We start from the raw sequence: 19,001 nt of genomic DNA on the forward strand, positions 1-19,001 counted from the left end.
GTCACCTCAGTTTATTTATTCGCGAGTTTCAATGCGTGGTCTAATACTTTCGTTCCGTTCATCATGCCGTAGTCGACAGTGTTGATGACGTCGATTGGAACGCCCTTCGGCTCACAGATTTGTTTGCCTTTCGCGAGCAAGTATTTGACTTGTGGTCCGAGAAGCGCGACGTCGAGGTTATCCACGTACGTTTCCATTTCTGATTCTGGGTAAGCAGCGATTTCAGCCTCAAGGCCTCGTTCAGCGGCAACCGCTTTCATTTTTTCTACTAACATACTTGTTGACATACCTGCTGCACAGAAGAGTCCGATTTTCATCATTTTTGATCCATTCCTTTCAATTGGTTGATTTCGTTTTGCATGTTCATCATATAGCCGAGCATCTCTTTAACGAGGATCGTGTTCATCAAGTGATCTTGTGCGTGCACCATGAGAACGCCGACCGTAGCCGTTTTCCCTTGTGCCTCGAGTGTGACGAATTTCGTCTGGATAGCGTGTGCTTCTTTCAATGTCGCGTCACCAGCTTTTACTGCCTCAGCCGCTTCATCTGCTTTGCCTTCTTGCATCAACAGCATCGCGTGATGGTAGCTCGCTTTGGCGTCGCCTGAGAGAGCGATTAAACCGAAGATGTCTTCGGGAGTAATTTCGATTGTTTCAGAAACCATAGTATCTCTCCTTTTTTGTATGGATAACCAAAATTCATAGGTACAAATTCTACAAGTTGATAGTAGCACGATACCGCTTACATGTAAACCCTTTCTTTTCGTCCGAAATGTGAACATGAAAAAACGCACACGAGAACAATCTCTCGAATGCGTTTAGGACTTGATGTTAGAGACTTTGAGCATCTTAACATGGCGGAAATGATGTGTCGAGCGCGATACGTCGAAGATTTGACCGTTCGTCAAATAGACGGTGTTGTCGACGAGAAGGGCCGGATCGTTCTCTTTCAGCCCGAGCAGTGCCGCGTCTTCCGCGTTCAAAAAGTCGGCGTAAATGACACGGTCGGCAAAACCGATGGCGAGCTTCTGGTCGTTGCGGAAGTAGTTGTAGATCGACTTCTCGGTGATGTTCCGGTCGAGATAGACGACGAGGTCTTTTCGGAAATACGAGTCCTCGACCGAGAACGGATGGTCATCGACGAGCCGGAGACGTTTGACGTAGTAGACGGGCGTCCCGACGTTGCACTTCATCCGTTCGGCCACTTCATCGTTCGCTGTCGTCAATTCGAAATCAAGGACTTGCGTCTCGACTTTCCGTCCACTGAAGTCGCTCGTGAGACCTTGCAACTTCTCGAGGTTCACGTAATCGCTCATATAATGGTCACGGACGAAGACGCCGCTCCCTTGGACTTGATAGACGTACCCTTTGTTGACGAGAATCTCGATCGCTTTTCGAACCGTGTTGCGGCTGACGCCATACTTGTTGGCGTACTCGTCCTCGGTGAGGAGCTTGTTCGTATGTTGATAGACGTGATTCATAATGTCCGTCTCAATCTGTTCGGCGACTTGTTTATACTTTGGAGCCATCAGGGTCTGCACCTTTCACATGAAAATTTGTAGGTATGAATACGCTATCAGTATATCAGAAATTGAATCAGGGTGGCGGACAATCCTTCGGCAATTGTTGAAAAACGTCGAACGATTCATTGCGAGAATATTTGGAAAATATGAAACAATTAGAGGATAGGGCACGTATCAGTAAGGTAAGGATTGTAATGAAAGGGTGTGCCTTAAGTGAAAGAGACACGTTGGTATATGGAGGAGGACACATGGGGGAAGTCACCTCTTCGCATAAGCTATGCTTCCCTTGCGTTCGCATTTATGGCGCTCGCTATATCCTTCTTCGGAAGTTATTTATGGTTGACCATTCCGCTTGTCGTGATTGGAATCGCCATGATTGTGTTGGATGTGAAAAAGTATCGAATGCGGCGTGCGCATATAAGCGAACAAGATTTAGTGCGCTTACTTAAGTGGGATTTCGCATATGATTTGGTGAACTCGACGATTCTCATTTCAATAACCGTAGCGCTCCTCTTCTTGCAATATGACAGTTTGACGATATTCATTGTACTGCTCCTATGGGTAGTGTTCGGTCGATCATTCCAGAAGCAGTTAAGTGAACGTCTCCCATTGTTAGAGCAATCAGAGAAGGAACGACACAAGCGATGAATGAGCGGATGACACAAGAGAGGGCATGGAACCGACTTTTTGATCAATGGATTTTTGGTCTTTTTGGAACATTTTTCGTCCTGATGCTACCGATTGATTTGTGGATGGATGACCTCAAGTGGGGCGCCCTGTACATCGCGTTTACACTCATTCCACTCAATATTTTATATATGAAACGTTATCGTATGCGCCTAACATTCCACCCAGAATTGAAGGGATTGTATAGACGCCAACTTGCGCGAGACGGCGTGAACAGTGTCGCTTTTTTTCTCGCGTTAAATCATCAACTTTTGTTCACGGCAAACGTGACTTATGTGTGGGTCACGGCCTTCATCGGAGGGGCCGTACTATGGACGTGGAACGTTGAAATGCAAACGAAACGTCATGATATAGAGTATAAACATTTAGACAAGGAGGCGATCTAAGATGGAACGAGATGTGAAATGGATTCAACAGATGCGGCGATATAGTGTTCCGGTGTTGATACTATATGTCACAGCCGTCATCGTCGCCCTCTTGCTGGAGAAAATGTGGCTCATTCCCATCATGGGTTCGGTCTCTTTCATAATCATCGCGACAGGCTATAAAGAAATGCGCATCATGTGGAGGATGACGGAGCATCCTAAGGCTCATCGAATCCTTATTCTCCAATACGTGTTTGAACTGATGGACGCGTTTTTGTTGACGACACTCATGGTGACGCTGCTGACAGCGGAAGATCTCGGTCTCTTGATCGGTCTCTTTTTTGGGATATGGGGAGCCTTGAGTCCGATTCGGCAGAAGTGGTTTGTCAAAAAACTCAAACAGGTCGAACCAGAAATGCCGACGTATGAGGAAGTGATTGAAGGGAAGGTCCCAAATGGATCGTCAATTTGATATCTCGTTAGAACGTGCCAAACAATTCGAACGGCTCTTTGGCTGGCCGATACTATTCATTTTCTTGATCTCGTTAGTCGTTATGTTATGGACACAGGCGACGTGGGTCATCCCAGTCATGTTAGTCGTATCTATGGGAATGGCCTATAAAGGATACATGGAATATCGAGTCGTACGTCATTTTGCCGAACATCAAGCTGTCGTGCAGGTGTTACGTTACCGACTCATTGACTGCTGGATTAGAGCCGCTTCATTATTTGCGCTGTTCATTCCGCTGTACGTAAACGAGGGTGCCTTTATTTTAACTGGCGGCGTAGTCGCCCTTTGGAATTTAACAGGATCTTATCGGGAGAAAAAATGGAAACAACGAATCGAGCTGCATCAACCGCAGTTGCTAACCTATTCAGATATATTGGAAAAAGAGAAAGACTCATGGGATTATCGCCAAAAATAAAATTACAAATCAATACGATTTTAAAAAAGTAGAAGTGTGGTGACGAAAGGTTTACGATGCTAGCCATACTTTTGACGAGTGAATCGACGGGCTCACAATCTTTCTATATGTTCCTCGCTTCTTAACTTACTTTTCCGGCGGTCAAGTATTTGATAAAACGGTTCGAGTGTGTCATTTAGCAAAAAAAAACGGCGTGTGATCCGACGATGCCGGCATATGATCAAGTAATCGAAAGGATGAGTTGAATGGAGTTATCACCACAATCAAAACAACAAATTGATACGATTCTGCGATTTGAAAAGTGGACCGGTTGGGGTTTTGGCATTCTGGCTGTTTCTGCAATCGTTGGGATGCTCGTTTACGCATCGTACTGGGAGATGCCCGATTCGTTTTTTCTAGTGTTCTTAGTAGCGATTTTCGCTATGTTGATTAGCATCGAAACGACTCGATTCCTCATGTGGCTCCGGTTCGTGAAAAACGAAAAAGCACGAAAGCTGCTTACGCTGCGGTACACGGTTTATTTGATTGGGTTTAGCGCAATCGGATACTACGGGGTCGTCGTATTTTATGAGACGACACAACCACAAACGTTCCAGACATTCTTGTTGTCGCAAGCCTTTTTCTGGGGAGCTGCCTTTTTGGGAAGATGGCTCGACCGTATCATCCAAAAGCACGACGGTCATTATTTAACGGGAGAGGATTTAAAACTGATTCGGGAAGCCCGTGAGATCGAGAAGGAACGAAAACATGGATAAGCGCAGCCAAATGCGAGAATTGACGGCGTTCGATCAGAGAAAGCATTCCACACAAGTGTTCTTGTCAGCGGTGTTGGCCGCACTTCTATTTTTCTCATTAGAGTATAATTGGCTCTCACCAATGACAGTCATATTTCTCAGTGTCGCAGCGGGTCTTCCTGATTTTCGTAAGATGTGGCAACGCGAGAACATCAAAAAGCAGTTTTTGAAGTCGGATGCAGCAAAGCGCCTCATCCATCTCAACTCCATCTTTGGACTCGTGACGCTACCATTATTCCTAGTGTGGGTTTATGCATTGCTCACGGATTTGATTACACTCCAAACGTTCGCTTTGATTGGGCTAGGAGCATACGTGCTCGCTATTCTTGAGCATCGTCTGTACGAGCGTCACATGGCTCAGCTCGACGATCACTACGTCACGGAAGCCGAATTGAGAGAAGAGCAAAAGTGGGGGAGCGCTTAGGCGCTTCCTTTTACATGTTGAAGGGGGAACAATTGATGAAGCGGAAGGTATGGATCATTTCAGGTCCGGCTGGTGTCGGAAAGTCGACGACGGCGAGACGGCTCGCTCAAGACATGGAGAAGAGTGCATATGTGTCTGGTGACGACATCAGTCATATGACGGTGTCCGGTCGTGAAAGGCCATGGGAATCGGAGCGGGCGAACGACCTGGTATGGAAGAACATCGTATCTTTAACCAATAATTTTCTTGAGGCAAGCTATGACGTCGTCGTGGATTGGGTCGCGTTTTGGAAAGATGTGAAGCGCTACACGGCGCACTGGATTGAACAAGGTATTGAAGTGCGCTACGTCATCTTATGGGCGGAGCAAGACGTTCACGTCCAACGTGATCAACACCGGCCGAGCGATGCGCAGATGGGGGAGCGGGTCATCATATTGCGGAATGAGTTTCTAAGCTCGGGTGCACCGGACCGTTACTATTTAGACAACACGGTCGGTGAGTGGAGTGAGACGATTCAACAGCTTCAAGAAAGCGAACAATTCGTGCTGACAAATTTGCAACAAAGTGGAGCCAGTACATGAGGATTGCGACGTTCAACCTCTGGAACAATCCGACATTATGGTCGGAGCGGATCGAGTCCATCTGTGCCACAGTGAAGATGATTGACGCCGATGTGCTGGCGCTTCAAGAAGTCAAAACGCATGTGGAAGGGGAGCAAGGCATCAGTGTGGCCGAGCAAATCGCCCACGAAACGGGCTATCCGTTTTGCGTATTTCTCGCCTATCCGGACTCACCCGATGAAGGGCTCGCTGTCTTAAGTAATATTCCGCTCGATACGAATGATGCGATTTGGCACCACGAGTTAGAAGAAGCGAACTACTGTGCGATGCGGGTGACGTTTCAAGCAGGAGGTCACGCGTTCGGATTGACGAACGTCCATTTGAATTGGAGGTCGCCGGTCATTCGGGAAGCACAAGTGCAGGCGGTCCGCGATTGGATTGGTGAGGGAGAACGTTACGAGCTGCTATGTGGTGACTTCAATGACAATCCGCAGTCGGAGATTTATCGTGATTTGACCGCACATCGTTGGATCGATGTCGCCACATGTGATCGTGGTGGGGATGAGCCGACGCTGGATTATGGACACAATCCGTATTTGAAGCAGGATTCTTTGCAGAAACAACCAGCACGCTATGATTGGATGTTATTGCGTCACGACGAAGGGGAGGTCCCGCTCATCTCGAGCGTGGACGTGTTTGGGAAGACGTCCGATTCGATCACCGACGTGCTGCCGAGTGATCATTATGGGGTCCTACTCGACATCGACATCTCTTAAAAAAGGGGGAACGCTTAGGCGCTCCCCTTTTTTCATTTAAACGTACGGATGACGAAGTAGAGGCAGATGAGGAACGGAATCAAGAAGAAACTCCCAATCCACTCGCCTTGTCCGAATAGAAGCCAAGCGAAGAGCTGAAACGATAAGACACCGCCGGCAGCAAGTCCGGCAAAGCGATACGCTTTCGGGCGAAGCGACGGGTCATCCCACCATTCTTTAAAGAACGGGAAGCTGAACAAGAGCGCGAGCGCCAAGAAAAAGGCGGCCGGAAACACGAGAAAGTCCCCAACTTCACTCTGTCCTTCGATTTGCAGCCATTTCGATGCGGTCGATAAGATGATGCCGATGACGAGAAAGACGATGTTCATAGCCATTCCTCCACTCCATCTAATAGATACTTCCATCATGACCGAACCAGCTCGACGAGACAAGCCTGTTGAAAAAAGTAGCTTTTTAGTGAAAGTGGTGACTTTTACATGAACAGTAAAAAAGTATTGAAGCGCGTTGTGACAAAATCGCTATTCGTTTACATCTAGAACCGCTAGCATGAAAGGGTATCTGGAGAAACGGCCAGCTATGAAGGAAAAGCGCCAGAACTCTAAGGAGTTGACGAGGTGGGGGTAATCGATGTTTCGGCGGATGCCTCCTAGTCGCCTGTCACGACTAAAAGTGTTCTTTTAAAACGTTCGGGTGACCGGACGGACAATGAGGAACACGTTGACAGCACTCTAAAAAGCCCGTTTCCTTTTTCGAGAAATCGAATCGATGAGGAGAATTGTTATGTGTGGAATTGTAGGAATGATTGGTCAAGTCGGAACGAAAGAGATTTTATTAAAAGGGTTGGAGAAGCTCGAGTATCGGGGCTACGACTCAGCCGGAATCGCGCTCGTCGGTGATGATGTCCATGTATTCAAAGAAGTCGGTCGCATCGCCGCACTTCGTGACATCGTACCGGTCGAAGCGGAAGGCGCCATCGGCATCGGCCACACACGTTGGGCGACACACGGCGTGCCGAGCGTCCCGAACGCCCACCCGCACCAAAGCACGACGGGCCGCTTCACGCTCGTCCACAACGGTGTCATCGAGAACGACGAGCAGATCAAGGCGACGCTCGACGTCCCGTTCCTCTCGGAGACGGACACGGAAGTCATCGTCCAGTTGATGGAGAAGAACTTCGTCGTGCTAAATGACGTTGAGGCGGCGTTCCGCAAGACGTTGGCTGAGCTCCACGGCTCATACGCGATCGCGATGATCGACTCGGAGGATCAAGAGCGCCTCTACATCGGCAAGAACAAGTCACCACTCCTCGTCGGACTCGGCGACGGCACGTTCAACGTCGTGGCGTCTGACGCGATGGCGATGCTCCAAGTGACGGACCAGTACCTCGAGCTCCACGACGGCGAGATCGTCATCTTGACGCGCGAATCGGCGACGATCAAGACACTCGACGGCGAGGTCCTCGAACGTGCCCCGTACACGGCCGAGATCGATGCGTCAGACATCGAGAAGGGGACGTACGCGCACTACATGTTGAAAGAGATGGACGAGCAACCGGCCGTCATCCGCAACATCATCCAGCACTACCAGAACGACGCCGGTGACATCGAGCTCACGGAAGGCGTGCGCTCGCTCGTCTCGGAAGCGGACCGCATCTATATCGTCGCCTGTGGCACGAGTTATAACGCTGGGCTCGTTGGAAAAGACATCCTTGAGCGAATTGCCGGCATTCCGACCGAGGTCCACGTCTCGTCAGAGTTCGGCTACAATATGCCGCTCTTAAGTTCACGTCCGCTCTTCGTCTTCTTGTCACAGTCTGGAGAGACGGCTGACAGCCGGGCCGTCCTCGTCGAAGTGAAGAAGCGCGGCTACAAGGCGCTCACGATGACGAACGTGTCAGGGTCGACGCTCTCACGTGAAGCGAACGAGACGATGCTCCTCCACGCCGGCCCGGAGATCGCGGTCGCGTCGACGAAAGCATACACGGCCCAAATCGCCGTGCTCGCGATTCTCGCCTACGACATCGCCCGCGCGAACGGGAAAGAGTTGCCGTTCGAATTGATGCCGGAACTCGCGCGCGTCGCGACGATCATGGACTCGATCATGTCACAAAAAGAGCTGTTCGAAGATTTGTCGGACCGCTACTTGAAGACGACACCGAAGACGTTCTTCATCGGACGCGGACTCGATGCGTCGGTCTGTCTCGAAGGCGCGCTCAAAGTAAAAGAAATCTCGTATATCCAAGCAGAAGGCTACCCGGGCGGAGAGCTCAAACACGGTTCGATCGCCTTGATTGAAGATGGCACACCGGTCATCGCGCTCATCTCGCAACCGAAGACGAACTTGAACATTCGCGGCAACGTCAAAGAAGTCGTCGCCCGTGGTGCGAACGCGTGTATCATCTCGATGCAAGGCGTCGAGCATGAGAACGATGAGTTCATCTTGCCGCACGTCGAACCGATTCTCGCCCCGCTCATCACGGTGTTACCGGTTCAACTCATGGCGTATTACGCCGCGCTCGCACGTGGCTGTGACGTCGATAAACCGCGTAACTTGGCGAAATCGGTGACGGTTGAATAATTTCAAAAAATAATGCTTACGAAGCAGGCCTCCAACTTGCTACACTATGAAAATCAGTTTGTAGAGATATCGGTCATAGACCGAAAATATATGTCGCAAGATACGTCTACCCTCTGAAATCATATGTTGTATGGAGGCTTACTTATGTACCAAGAAGACCGATTACCTCAAAGTCCAAAAGAAGGCGTCTTGTTCATGCTGATCATTTCGATTTTGTCCGTGAACACGATCGCGCCGATCATCGTCGGGATGGAACGCGGCTTTAGTGTCGCCCATTATATCGACACGCTCAAAATCATCCCGTTCGCCTGGATCGCGCTCATGATCTTGATTCGCTTCATCGTCAAACCGGCAGCCGGGATGCTATTCAAACGATTTGCCGGAGAAATGGATGGCTTTAACGCCCGTATCTTATTGAACATCGTGTTGAACGTCTCGCTGATCTCATTGTTCATGACGATCATCGGACCGTGGATCGGGATGGGGGAGATCAATTTTGATACGTTGCAACACTTCTTCCCGACGTGGTTCCGCAATTTCGGTATCGCGTTCTGGGTCGAGTTGTTGTTCGCCCAACCGATTGCCCGTGCCGTCATGAAGTCGATTCATGCACGGAATCGCTTGAAGACCGCCTAACTTTAGACACAGCATCTTTCCGATTGAGGAAAGGTGCTTTTTACTGCTTGCCGATATCTTTGCCAACAAGCAAAATAGTAGGTGGAGTAAGCGGTTGCATCGTATGGTTAGATAAAGATAAGCGATGAAAGAAGGTCTGACATGAACGTATATATTGCCTGTCCATGCGGGTTCGTCACGAGCGCGATGGCGGCGAAGCTGTTTGCCGAAGCGTGTTCGGGAAAATTGTCGTGTGTGATTCAACACGGCACGTATCGGGACATCCCGGAAGACGTGGATTGGATTATCTATCAAGCCGGGACTGAGACGGTCGATCATCCGACCGCGCACGTTCGCTCGGTCAGACACATGTTATCGCTCACGGAATATCGACAACTCGTCGAGGAATGGGTGAATGGATATGAAACATGAGTGGAGCGCCCGAGAGCGCTCGATTTTACTACATCTATTGGCAACGGAGACATCAACACCGCTCGCGGAGATCGCGCAAGCGGTCAATTTGTCTGAGCGGACGATTCAACGGGAGCGTCAACTGCTCGAGGGCATCTTGCGCGAGTTCGAGTTGGAACTCGCTTGGCAGCGCGGGCACGGCCTCAGTCTCATCGGGCGTTCCGACGCGAAACAGCAACTACGGGAAGACTTGATTTTGTCGGCCGAGGCGATTCCGACGGCCGAGGACCGCATCTTCGAACTCGCCTGGCGGCTTCTATTTGAAAAAGACACGCTCAAGCTGCAGGCGGTCGCGAAACAGATGCACGTCTCTCCGAGCACGCTCACACAAGACTTGGAGAAACTCGATCGTTGGTTCGATGAGTATCACCTTGAAGTCGAGCGGAAAAAAGGGGTTGGCGCGCGGGTGCTCGGCCTCGAAGCCGAGAAGCGGAAGCTGATGATCAATGCGCTGCTCGCTCATTGGGACACGCTCGCGTTCTATCGCTTCGTGCGTGGGGAGGATGACTACATCCCGACCTTTTTGAAGACCGTCCCGTGTGACGTTATGCTCGAGGCGCTTCGTGACGGTTATGACTATCTAAAGGAACATCCGTATGAGCGGATGGACGATCGGACCATCATGCGGGTGACGTTCGCCTATGGCGTGCAACAAGCCCGTCTGGACGCCGGCTTCTTCCTCGAGATGTATACGAAAGGCCGTTCGGACGATTACTTGAAGGTCGCGTCTGATATGGAGACGGCCCTCGGGACGCCGTTCTCGATGGCGGAGCGGGTCTGGTTCGCTGAAGAAGCGAACCGGCTCCGGTCGTTGAAGGAACAGATGAAAGAAGATGAGGAAGAACGCTGGGTCATGCAGATCCGCGTCCATAAGCTCATCCATCACGTTTCACTGATTCACGGGTTCGCCTTCACGGACGATGCCGCGCTCGAAAAAGGACTGCTGGCCCATATCTTATCGAGTATGCACACCCAAGCCCTTCCGGATACGGATACGGTTCGTCCGCACATCGACCGTGACTATCCGCATTTACGTTCGGCGATTCAACAGGCGGCCGATATCGTCTTCGGGACAAACACGTTCACGGAAGAAGAGACGGTGTTTTGGGCGATGCATTTCGCCGCCGCGCTCGTCAAACCGGTTCGGCGCCGGGAATATCGAGCCCTTGTCGTCTGTTCGGCCGGTCTCGGCTCCTCGAAGATGCTCGTCAACCGGGTCAAACAAGAGTTTCCAGAGATGCAGGACGTCGTCAACTCGTCGTTGTTCGGGCTCGAACAGCATCGACTCGACGACTATGACGTTATCTTGTCGACCGTGCCGTTGCCGCCGTTATCAGTGCCGACGCTCATCGTCAACCCGCTGTTGACGAACGAAGAAGTGCAACGCGTCCGCCACTTGCTGTTATCGCTCCCACAGTCGTTCCAAACGAAAGAGAAGAGCCACTCGACGATGCTCGACTTCAATGAACTCGGTGCCCTCGTCGAGACGTTCGAACGGATGGACCGGCAGTTCGATCTCGTCACGCTCGATAATAGCGACCGACTTGAAGACATCTTGCTCGATATCGGGACGCATCTAGAAGAACGCGGACTTGTCCAAAGCGGCATCCAGTTATCGGCCCAACTGCTCCGGCGTCATGAAGTGGCGGGGCTTGGGATCCCGGGCACGAAACTGGCCTTGTTCCATGGGCGTCACGCCTCGATTGAACGAGCGAGTGTATTCGCTTTCGACTTGAATCAATCGATCCCGCTCCTCATGATGGACCAATCGACCGAACCGGTATCGCGTCTGCTCGTCCTGCTCGCACCGGAAGAGGCAGCGGACGTCGAACTCCAGTTCCTCAGTGCCGTCAGCGGATCATTGATTGAGAGCGAACAACATATGAACTTATACAGTAACGGTTCAAAGAAAGAACTGCGTCTCTTGCTTCATGAATGTATGAAGAAAATGATTCAAGACACGCTGCACGAGAAATGACCCGCCGTGGTCATTTTTTTATTTGGCACAGAATGTTGCCAAAATATGAACTGGATTGAATTGAGAAAGCGCTTACGCTGAGACTACAATACGAGTGTAGAGCACAAACCGGTTAGCTACACTACAACAATCTACCTTTCACAATAATCGACTGGAGGTTTTATACATGGCGAATGCGCAAGCTGGCTCGGGCGGGGTTCGAGTCAAAGTACAACGGTTCGGGAGTTTCCTGAGCGGAATGGTCATGCCAAACATCGGCGCCTTCATCGCCTGGGGGATCATCACCGCCCTCTTCATTCCAACGGGCTGGTGGCCGAATGAAAAATTAGCAGAACTCGTCGGTCCGACGATCACGTATCTGTTACCGCTCTTGATCGGGTTCACCGGCGGTAAGTTGATTCATGACGTACGAGGCGGAGTCGTCGGGGTACTCGCCACGATGGGGGTCATCGTCGGGACGGACATTCCGATGTTCCTCGGTGCGATGATCATGGGTCCACTCGGTGGATATGTCATTAAACAATTTGACCGCCTCATCGAAGGCAAAGTCAAAGCTGGATTTGAAATGCTCGTCAACAACTTCTCGGTCGGTATCATCGGTGGTCTTCTCATGATCGGTGGCTTCGAAGTGTTCGGTCCAATCATGAGCGGCCTTGATAAAGTCATGGCAGCCGGTGTCGACTGGATCGTCGGCGCGAAACTGTTGCCGATCGCCAGTCTATTCATCGAACCAGCGAAAATCTTGTTCTTGAACAACGCCATCAACCACGGGATCTTGAGCCCGCTTGGTGTCGATCAAGTGGCGGACGCCGGGAAATCGGTCTTGTTCTTACTTGAGGCAAACCCGGGACCAGGTCTTGGTTTACTGCTCGCTTACATGGTGTTCGCTAAAGGTGCGGCCAAACGGACGGCACCAGGGGCAGCGATCATTCACTTCCTCGGTGGGATTCACGAGATTTACTTCCCATACGTCTTGATGAAACCAATCTTGATCCTTGCGATGATCGCAGGGGGCGCAACAGGGGTCTTCACATTCGTCTTATTCGATGTCGGTCTCGTCGCACCAGCGTCACCAGGTAGTATCTTTGCAATCCTTGCGATGGCGTCACGCGGTTCATACCTCGGACTTGTGACAGGGATTCTCTTGTCGGCAGCGGTCACGTTCGCCGTGGCCAGCGTCATCTTGAAATCAAGTGCGGCCGAAGAAGTGTCACTCGAAGAAGCGACACAAAACGTCAGCGCGATGAAAGGCAAACAGTCGTATGCGTCAGCTCTCGTTCACGACCGTCTCGATAAAGTCGATCACATCATCTTCGCTTGTGACGCCGGGATGGGTTCGAGCGCGATGGGTGCCTCGGTACTTCGCAATAAAGTGAACAAGGCGAATTTGCCAATCAAAGTCACGAACACGTCAATCAGTCAATTGCCGAAAGACGCTCAATTCATCATCACCCATGAGGATTTGACGGACCGGGCCGAGGCACAAGTGCCGGATGCGATTCACCGTTCGGTCACGAACTTCTTGAACGCAGACTACTACGATCAATTGATTGAAGAAATCAAAGCAGAACGCAGCAAAATCTCATAACACAACAGACAGAGACAAAGGCTTAAGGTATAGGAGGAACTAAAATGCCATTCATTCAGACAGAGATGATTCGACTCAACCAATCGTTCAACACGTCGGCCGAAGCGATCGACGCAGCCGGTGAAGTGTTAGAAGCAGCCGGATGCGTGTCTCCGGCTTACGTCCAAGCGATGCATGCACGTCAAGCGCTATCAAGCGTTTATATCGGGAACCAAGTCGCGATTCCGCACGGGACTGAGGAAGCGAAATCCGCCGTTCAAAAGACGGGGATTTCCATCCTTCAAGTGCCGGCCGGCGTCGATTTCGGTGGCCAGACGGCGAAACTCGTCATCGGGATTGCTGGTGTGGATGATGAACATTTGGAACTCCTGTCCCAAATCGCAGTCATCTGTTCAGATGAGGATAATGTCGAGCGTCTTGTACAGGCGAAGACGAAAGAAGAGATTTTGTCGTTATTCATGGAAGAGGTGGCGTAATGAAAGCCGTACATTTCGGAGCAGGGAATATCGGACGTGGGTTTATCGGATTGTTGCTTAATCAGAGCGGCTACGAGGTCACGTTCGTCGATATCAATGATACCGTCATCCAGGCGTTAGAAGACAAACGGTTCTATGAAGTCGGATTTGCCGAAGAAGGCGTCGACAACGTCGTCGTCGATCGGGTCCGCGGCGTCAACAGTTTGACCGACCCGGAACGCGTCATCGCCCTCATCGCCGAGGCCGATCTCGTCACGACCGCGGTCGGACCGACGCTGCTACCGAGAGTCGCCCCCCTCATCAGCGAAGGGCTCCGTGACCGAGAGACGTCGGCACCGGTTTATGTGATTGCTTGCGAGAACATGATCGGTGGTAGCGCATCACTTCATCAAGCGATCGAAGCATCAGGTGGTATCGGGACGGCCAATGCTTCGTTCCCGAATGCGGCCGTCGACCGGATCGTCCCGTTGCAGCAACACGCGGACCCGCTGTTCGTCGAGGTCGAGACGTTTTACGAATGGGTCATCGAGACGAAAGGATTGGCCGAGCGGCCCCCGCTTCAAGGTGTGACGTGGGTCGACGAGATTGGGCCATACATCGAGCGGAAGCTGTTCACGGTCAATACCGGTCACGCCATCGCGTCGTACATCGGTTCCTTGTTCGGGAAAGCGACGATCGACGAAGCGCTGAAAGACCGCCGTGTCCGTCAAGTCGTACAAGGTGCCTTGTATGAGACCGGTTGGCTTCTCCTCGAGAAGTACGGGTTCGAGGCGAAAGAACATAGCCAATACATTCAAAAGATCATCAAGCGGTTCGAGAATCCGAAGTTGAAAGATGAAGTCTCACGCGTCGCCCGCTCACCGATTCGGAAGCTCGGACCGAGTGACCGGCTCGTCAAACCGGCCCGTGAACTCATCGACAACGGCATCGAACCGAACGAACTGGCCTACGGGATCGCAGCTGCCTTAACCTATTACAACCCTGATGATTCAGAATCTTCTGAACTTTATGTGTCCATCGAAGAAGATGGCATCGTCTCGACGGTGGAAAAATATCTTCAATTGCATGAGGACGATACGTTGACGAAGCTGATCCTCGAACAATATCACTTGATTCGCGAACAAGAAAAAGCGCAAGTCTCGTAAATCAAATCTCCTATGCCCGAGCGGCATGGGAGATTTTTCGCATACAAAAAGACTGCAGCGCAGGGCTGCAGTCTCCTCAAGCTCGGGTTTTCCCGAACTCAATATAAGTGGTGACCGATTTGACGTGCTTCACGACGTCCTTCTCACGAAGGGGACGACTGAAGTAATAACCTTGAACGTAATCACACTGTTCGTTCAGCAACCATTCGAGTTGATCTGACGTCTCGACGCCTTCCATGAGCACTTTCATATTAAGGTTATGGCCGAGCTGGATCATCGAACGGACGATGGCTTCCTGGTTCCGGTCCGTGAACAAGTTGACGATGAACGACCGGTCGATCTTCAACACTTGGACCGGGAGCTCCCGCAATTGACGGAACGACGAGTAGCCGGTCCCGAAATCGTCGAGCGAGATCAAGATGCCGAACTGATGGAGCTGGGCAAGTTTCTCCCGTGTCGACGCCTCGTATGACAGCATCGACGACTCCGTCACTTCCAATTCGAGGAACATCGGGTCCATCCCGGTCTCATCCAAGATGGCTTGGAGTGACTCGACGAAATCTTCACGTGCGAATTGGAGCGGCGAGACGTTGACCGAAAGGGTGAATGGTTTCACACCAGACTTCTTCCAGCGCACCCAGGCTCGGCAAGACTCACGCATGACCCAACTGCCAATCGGATGGATGAGGCCCGTGTTTTCTGCGATTGGAATGAAGTCGGTCGGTGACACGTGACCGAGCTCGCGGTTGTTCCAACGAAGCAGCGCCTCAACGCCTTCGAGCCGGTTTTGCGTCAGCGACACTTTCGGCTGATACACGAGTGTGAACTCGTTCCGGTCGAGCGCATGCGTGAGCGCCTTCTCGATCTCGACGGTACGAAGGATTTGGTGCTTCGACTCGTCTTCGAACTCTTTAATTTGATTCTTTCCGGTCCGTTTCGATTCGTGGACGGCGAGGCGGGCGTATTGAACGAGCTCCTCGGCCGATGTCGTGTCTTTCGGATAATGGCTAACTCCGGCACTCATCGTCAGTTCGACGGTCGTGCCGTCGATATCGAACGGCTGAGAGATGGCTTTGATGCATTTCTCTGCCTTCTGTTTGGCAAGCGTACTCCGCTTGTCGAACAACAAGATGATGAACTCGGATGACCCGACGCGTGTCAATATGTCGTCCGGGTGAATCGTCACTTGCAGGCGTTCGGCGATTTGCATCGTCAATTCGTCCGAACCATGATGACCGAGCATGTCGCTCAAGAACCGCCAACGATCGATGTCGATGTAGAGACAAGCGACCGGGTCCTCGATTTGAATATGTTCGGCGAGAATACGTTCGAGCTTGTGCCGGTTCGGCAAATCCGTGAGCGTGTCGTGATACGCCATATGTTCGACGAGACGCTGTGAGGCGATTGTTTCTGAGACGTCACGGAGGAACCAAAGCATCTGGTCCATCGTTTCGCCTTTGAGTGGGTAACTCGTCACTTCGATCGTTCGGTCATCGATGTCGACGCGCCGTGGTTCATAAAACGGTTGATTGATCGTGAGCGACGGATGATAGTCTTGGAAAAAAGCATCTTCCTCGATTTCGTCAAACAAGCGATAGAAGGCCGTGTTCGCATATTGGATCATTCCATCTTTCGTCGTCGTGACGACGGCATCCGTCGTCGACTCAAGAATCGTCGCTTGAATGAACTCTCGTTTGCGAAGGTGACGATCGAGCGTGAGTGACAGGAAGAAAATTGCGAACAAGAGAATTGTGATTGCCGTGACGAGCCAAGCGAGTAACGACGGTTCGATCGCATTGGCGAACGGAGAATCCGTCTCGACGAACGTGAACGACGCGGCTAGCATCCCGACGAAGTGCATGCCGAAGATGGCGATGCCCATCAGCAACGAGAAAAATACTTTCAATTCGAGATCGATCTTTTGCTTGGCGTACTTCGAGAAGAAACCAATCCAGAGGGCGACGAGAGAGGCGCCAATCGCAATCAGAATCGATAACGCCGCAAGCCATGGATTATACGAAGTCACTACACCTTGCAGGGCGGCCATGCCGACATAATGCATGCTCGCGATACTGCCGCCCATCACAACCCCGGCACCGATCAAAGCGGGGCGGGTCGTGCGACGCGAGACGATCAAGAAGCCGAAAATACAGCCGGCCATGGCGATGATGACGGAAAATAGGACGAGCGGGATCGAATACGTGACCGGTCGCAACGCCTCATGCGCGAGCATGGCGATAAAATGCATCGACCAGATCCCGAGACCGAGCGTCGCACCTCCAGCTAAGATCCACACGTTCTGGACGGAACGGTTCGCTGAATTGACACGCCGTGCCAGCTCGATGGCGGCGTATGCAGAAACGGCGGCGATAATATAAGAGAGAATCACAAGAAAAACATTATGACTCATCGAGTGTTCGACTACTGGTTCCATGTGTACCTCGCTAAAGAATGTATTTTTTATAGTAATTCTAATTATACCCCGCAAAACAAAAGCCCACCTATCATTTTGCTTCACTTGTTGAAAATATTTTTTGCGTGAAATAGGGAAGCCAGGCAGAAAGCGGGTAAACTACGTGTAGAAGGAGGGGGACGCGTTGATTCCGACCAAAAAAGAAATCATTCTGTTTCTCCTCATCGCGTTCGGGTTCTCATGGCTGGCGTGGTGGGGGCTGTATATGTGGACCGGATTACCGATCCAGGTGATTGTCGTGATTGGGGCATTCGGTCCAAGCCTGGCGGGGAGCTATATGGCGTTCCGAGAGAATGGCTGGTTAGGAGTGAAGACGCTTTGGAAGCGAGGGTTCGAGTGGAAGATGCCCGTTCGCTATTACGCGTTTGGCCTCTTGTTCCTGCCTGTGTTGTTTTTGATTGCCTATTGGTGGTCCGATGCCGATGGCGCGTCGTTACTCGAACGTCCATGGCTCGTTGTTCCCTATTTCCTCTACATGTTGTTCCTTGGGGGAACAATCCAAGAAGAGTACGGGTGGCGCGGATATTTGCTCGATGCGTTTCAACTGAAAGTCACGCCCGTCAAGGCGAGCCTGTTCGTCGGCGTCATCTGGGCGGGCTGGCATATTCCGCTCTTCTTCATGGCGGGGACGGGGCAGTCATTGATCCCGTTTTGGGCGTATGGCTCGGCAATTCTGGCGTTCACGTTTATCATTTCGTGGCTCTATAACGTCACGACGATGAACTTATGGTCTGTGTTCTTATTGCACACGATGTTCAACGTCTCGTTCACGCTCGTTCCGTTAATTGAACCGGGCGCGTTTCCGATTGGATTTCTTCACTTGACGCTGTTACTCCTTACGACCGCGATCATCCTCGTCTGGCAGACACACGGTCATCTCGGTTATGATCACCTCGAGCAACTCGAAGCGGTCGAAGGATCGCATCAAGCGAACGTTACACCCAATCGGGACGCGGGTAAAGACTAGCACGTACAATTCAGGACTAGAGGGAAGTGGAGACATTGAACTTTCGCCCGCTTGACCGCGAAGACGTCAAACCGCTCCAACGACTGTTCATGGAGAGTCTGAGTGACTTGATTCGGCGAGAACAGTTTGAGGATGCCGATCTATTGGATGAAGAAGTAGAGCGATTGAACACGACCGTTCAGGACAGTTTCGAGGACGAGTCCGTTCAAATTTTCGTTGTCGTAAAAGACGACGTCATCGTGGGTACAGCGGCGATTTTACCTCCCAATGACATCATTACTGCCCATATCGACGTCGAACCGAACACGCCAGAAGTCGGTTGCATGTACGTGTCGCCTACGTCCCAACGTCAAGGGGTAGGTCACTTCTTGATTGAGAACATCAAACGACAATTGTCAGCGAACGGACAGACGGCGTTTTACTTGGATGCTGGCTTCCCGACGTCTCAAGCCTATTGGGAAAAGCGGCTCGGGCCGCCGACGTTGACGCTTGACCATTACTGGGGACCTGGCGCACCGCATAAGATTTGGCGTTGCACGACTACAGAAAAAGAGACCTGATTCGCATATGATATGCTCCCCAATAGGTAGACAGATGAAATAACAAATCTGTTTATCTGATTGGGGAGTGTTTTTTTATGGTGAGAAGTCGGCATTC

Annotated in this window: 21 protein-coding genes; 16 read left to right on the forward strand and 5 right to left on the reverse strand. The window is 51.3% G+C overall.

What is annotated here, in order from left to right; genetic code table 11:
• Positions 1–11: 11 nt before the first annotated feature.
• The 3 genes from KNP78_RS11815 to KNP78_RS11825 all read right to left on the reverse strand — a co-directional run bounded on the left by KNP78_RS11815 (position 12) and on the right by KNP78_RS11825 (position 1,528).
• On the reverse strand, positions 12–320 hold the full coding sequence (locus tag KNP78_RS11815) for a PTS sugar transporter subunit IIB (protein ID WP_021065302.1): 309 nt from the start codon (positions 318–320) through the stop codon (positions 12–14).
• Positions 317–664, reverse strand: coding sequence for a PTS lactose/cellobiose transporter subunit IIA (locus tag KNP78_RS11820; RefSeq protein ID WP_034781561.1), 348 nt, complete (start codon positions 662–664; stop codon positions 317–319). Before KNP78_RS11820 ends, KNP78_RS11815 begins: the two co-directional genes overlap by 4 nt.
• A gap of 153 nt (positions 665–817) precedes the next feature.
• Positions 818–1,528, reverse strand: a complete 711-nt coding sequence (locus KNP78_RS11825) for a GntR family transcriptional regulator (RefSeq protein WP_214824489.1) — start codon at positions 1,526–1,528, stop codon at positions 818–820.
• Between the two features lie 638 nt (positions 1,529–2,166).
• Between KNP78_RS11825 and KNP78_RS11830 the strand changes: the two genes are divergently transcribed.
• The 7 genes from KNP78_RS11830 (at position 2,167) to KNP78_RS11860 (ending at position 6,054) form a co-directional block, all read left to right on the forward strand.
• Entirely contained in the window at positions 2,167–2,595 is a 429-nt protein-coding gene (locus KNP78_RS11830) for a hypothetical protein (RefSeq protein WP_214824492.1), read from the forward strand.
• Position 2,596: 1 nt separating this feature from the next.
• The gene (locus KNP78_RS11835) at positions 2,597–3,046 is read left to right on the forward strand and encodes a hypothetical protein (RefSeq protein WP_214824495.1); all 450 of its coding nucleotides are present in this window, start codon (positions 2,597–2,599) and stop codon (positions 3,044–3,046) included.
• Positions 3,030–3,500, forward strand: a complete 471-nt coding sequence (locus tag KNP78_RS11840; RefSeq protein ID WP_214824497.1) for a hypothetical protein — start codon at positions 3,030–3,032, stop codon at positions 3,498–3,500. Before KNP78_RS11835 ends, KNP78_RS11840 begins: the two co-directional genes overlap by 17 nt.
• Before the next feature lie 245 nt (positions 3,501–3,745).
• Complete coding sequence (locus KNP78_RS11845) at positions 3,746–4,255, forward strand: hypothetical protein (RefSeq protein ID WP_214824498.1); 510 nt, start codon at positions 3,746–3,748, stop codon at positions 4,253–4,255.
• The gene (locus KNP78_RS11850) at positions 4,248–4,718 is read left to right on the forward strand and encodes a hypothetical protein (protein ID WP_214754562.1); all 471 of its coding nucleotides are present in this window, start codon (positions 4,248–4,250) and stop codon (positions 4,716–4,718) included. The genes KNP78_RS11845 and KNP78_RS11850 overlap by 8 nt, the downstream gene beginning before the upstream one ends.
• A 35-nt stretch (positions 4,719–4,753) precedes the next feature.
• Positions 4,754–5,299: a P-loop nucleotide/nucleoside kinase family protein gene (locus tag KNP78_RS11855; protein WP_214824500.1), complete on the forward strand. Its 546-nt coding sequence runs from the start codon at positions 4,754–4,756 to the stop codon at positions 5,297–5,299.
• Positions 5,296–6,054: an endonuclease/exonuclease/phosphatase family protein gene (locus KNP78_RS11860; protein ID WP_214824502.1), complete on the forward strand. Its 759-nt coding sequence runs from the start codon at positions 5,296–5,298 to the stop codon at positions 6,052–6,054. Before KNP78_RS11855 ends, KNP78_RS11860 begins: the two co-directional genes overlap by 4 nt.
• A gap of 32 nt (positions 6,055–6,086) precedes the next feature.
• Here the strand turns inward: KNP78_RS11860 and KNP78_RS11865 are convergent, their stop codons facing one another.
• A complete protein-coding gene (locus tag KNP78_RS11865; protein ID WP_214824504.1) occupies positions 6,087–6,422 on the reverse strand; it encodes a hypothetical protein in 336 nt (111 codons plus the stop codon).
• Positions 6,423–6,834: 412 nt separating this feature from the next.
• Between KNP78_RS11865 and glmS the strand changes: the two genes are divergently transcribed.
• The 7 genes from glmS to KNP78_RS11900 all read left to right on the forward strand — a co-directional run bounded on the left by glmS (position 6,835) and on the right by KNP78_RS11900 (position 14,904).
• Positions 6,835–8,631 carry a glutamine--fructose-6-phosphate transaminase (isomerizing) gene (gene glmS, locus KNP78_RS11870; protein ID WP_214824506.1) on the forward strand — a complete coding sequence of 599 codons (1,797 nt, stop codon included), beginning with the start codon at positions 6,835–6,837 and terminating at the stop codon, positions 8,629–8,631.
• A gap of 144 nt (positions 8,632–8,775) precedes the next feature.
• Positions 8,776–9,267 carry a DUF2798 domain-containing protein gene (locus tag KNP78_RS11875; RefSeq protein WP_214824509.1) on the forward strand — a complete coding sequence of 164 codons (492 nt, stop codon included), beginning with the start codon at positions 8,776–8,778 and terminating at the stop codon, positions 9,265–9,267.
• 141 nt (positions 9,268–9,408) lie between these two features.
• A complete protein-coding gene (locus KNP78_RS11880; protein WP_214824512.1) occupies positions 9,409–9,678 on the forward strand; it encodes a PTS sugar transporter subunit IIB in 270 nt (89 codons plus the stop codon).
• The gene (locus tag KNP78_RS11885; RefSeq protein ID WP_214824514.1) at positions 9,662–11,695 is read left to right on the forward strand and encodes a BglG family transcription antiterminator; all 2,034 of its coding nucleotides are present in this window, start codon (positions 9,662–9,664) and stop codon (positions 11,693–11,695) included. The genes KNP78_RS11880 and KNP78_RS11885 overlap by 17 nt, the downstream gene beginning before the upstream one ends.
• A gap of 166 nt (positions 11,696–11,861) precedes the next feature.
• On the forward strand, positions 11,862–13,283 hold the full coding sequence (locus KNP78_RS11890; protein ID WP_034781590.1) for a PTS mannitol transporter subunit IIBC: 1,422 nt from the start codon (positions 11,862–11,864) through the stop codon (positions 13,281–13,283).
• Positions 13,284–13,327: 44 nt separating this feature from the next.
• Entirely contained in the window at positions 13,328–13,759 is a 432-nt protein-coding gene (locus KNP78_RS11895; protein ID WP_052090290.1) for a PTS mannitol transporter subunit IIA, read from the forward strand.
• On the forward strand, positions 13,759–14,904 hold the full coding sequence (locus KNP78_RS11900) for a mannitol-1-phosphate 5-dehydrogenase (protein ID WP_214824517.1): 1,146 nt from the start codon (positions 13,759–13,761) through the stop codon (positions 14,902–14,904). The genes KNP78_RS11895 and KNP78_RS11900 overlap by 1 nt, the downstream gene beginning before the upstream one ends.
• Before the next feature lie 76 nt (positions 14,905–14,980).
• On the opposite strand, the gene KNP78_RS11905 is transcribed toward KNP78_RS11900, so the two are convergent.
• Positions 14,981–17,338, reverse strand: a complete 2,358-nt coding sequence (locus KNP78_RS11905; protein ID WP_251128541.1) for a bifunctional diguanylate cyclase/phosphodiesterase — start codon at positions 17,336–17,338, stop codon at positions 14,981–14,983.
• Between the two features lie 163 nt (positions 17,339–17,501).
• On the opposite strand from KNP78_RS11905, the gene KNP78_RS11910 reads away from it, so the two are divergent.
• Positions 17,502–18,344: a CPBP family intramembrane glutamic endopeptidase gene (locus tag KNP78_RS11910; RefSeq protein ID WP_214824520.1), complete on the forward strand. Its 843-nt coding sequence runs from the start codon at positions 17,502–17,504 to the stop codon at positions 18,342–18,344.
• Positions 18,345–18,379: 35 nt separating this feature from the next.
• Entirely contained in the window at positions 18,380–18,904 is a 525-nt protein-coding gene (locus KNP78_RS11915; RefSeq protein ID WP_214824529.1) for a GNAT family N-acetyltransferase, read from the forward strand.
• Positions 18,905–19,001: the final 97 nt, after the last annotated feature.

This window comes from Exiguobacterium sp. s28 (assembly GCF_018618135.1).
GTDB classification, from domain to species: Bacteria; Bacillota; Bacilli; order Exiguobacteriales; family Exiguobacteriaceae; genus Exiguobacterium; species Exiguobacterium mexicanum_A.

Bases quoted from the DNA above. Each gene is read 5' to 3' on its own strand.
- KNP78_RS11880 (WP_214824512.1), top strand. From the start codon at position 9,409: ATGAACGTATATATTGCCTGTCCATGCGGGTTCGTCACGAGCGCGATG.
- KNP78_RS11820 (WP_034781561.1), bottom strand. From the start codon at position 664: ATGGTTTCTGAAACAATCGAAATTACTCCCGAAGACATCTTCGGTTTA.
- KNP78_RS11840 (WP_214824497.1), top strand. From the start codon at position 3,030: ATGGATCGTCAATTTGATATCTCGTTAGAACGTGCCAAACAATTCGAA.
- KNP78_RS11865 (WP_214824504.1), bottom strand. From the start codon at position 6,422: ATGAACATCGTCTTTCTCGTCATCGGCATCATCTTATCGACCGCATCG.
- KNP78_RS11890 (WP_034781590.1), top strand. From the start codon at position 11,862: ATGGCGAATGCGCAAGCTGGCTCGGGCGGGGTTCGAGTCAAAGTACAA.
- KNP78_RS11815 (WP_021065302.1), bottom strand. From the start codon at position 320: ATGATGAAAATCGGACTCTTCTGTGCAGCAGGTATGTCAACAAGTATG.
- KNP78_RS11845 (WP_214824498.1), top strand. From the start codon at position 3,746: ATGGAGTTATCACCACAATCAAAACAACAAATTGATACGATTCTGCGA.
- KNP78_RS11850 (WP_214754562.1), top strand. From the start codon at position 4,248: ATGGATAAGCGCAGCCAAATGCGAGAATTGACGGCGTTCGATCAGAGA.
- KNP78_RS11875 (WP_214824509.1), top strand. From the start codon at position 8,776: ATGTACCAAGAAGACCGATTACCTCAAAGTCCAAAAGAAGGCGTCTTG.
- KNP78_RS11855 (WP_214824500.1), top strand. From the start codon at position 4,754: ATGAAGCGGAAGGTATGGATCATTTCAGGTCCGGCTGGTGTCGGAAAG.
- KNP78_RS11830 (WP_214824492.1), top strand. From the start codon at position 2,167: ATGAATGAGCGGATGACACAAGAGAGGGCATGGAACCGACTTTTTGAT.
- KNP78_RS11835 (WP_214824495.1), top strand. From the start codon at position 2,597: ATGGAACGAGATGTGAAATGGATTCAACAGATGCGGCGATATAGTGTT.
- KNP78_RS11895 (WP_052090290.1), top strand. From the start codon at position 13,328: ATGCCATTCATTCAGACAGAGATGATTCGACTCAACCAATCGTTCAAC.
- KNP78_RS11905 (WP_251128541.1), bottom strand. From the start codon at position 17,338: ATGGAACCAGTAGTCGAACACTCGATGAGTCATAATGTTTTTCTTGTG.
- glmS (WP_214824506.1), top strand. From the start codon at position 6,835: ATGTGTGGAATTGTAGGAATGATTGGTCAAGTCGGAACGAAAGAGATT.
- KNP78_RS11825 (WP_214824489.1), bottom strand. From the start codon at position 1,528: ATGGCTCCAAAGTATAAACAAGTCGCCGAACAGATTGAGACGGACATT.
- KNP78_RS11860 (WP_214824502.1), top strand. From the start codon at position 5,296: ATGAGGATTGCGACGTTCAACCTCTGGAACAATCCGACATTATGGTCG.
- KNP78_RS11900 (WP_214824517.1), top strand. From the start codon at position 13,759: ATGAAAGCCGTACATTTCGGAGCAGGGAATATCGGACGTGGGTTTATC.
- KNP78_RS11885 (WP_214824514.1), top strand. From the start codon at position 9,662: ATGGATATGAAACATGAGTGGAGCGCCCGAGAGCGCTCGATTTTACTA.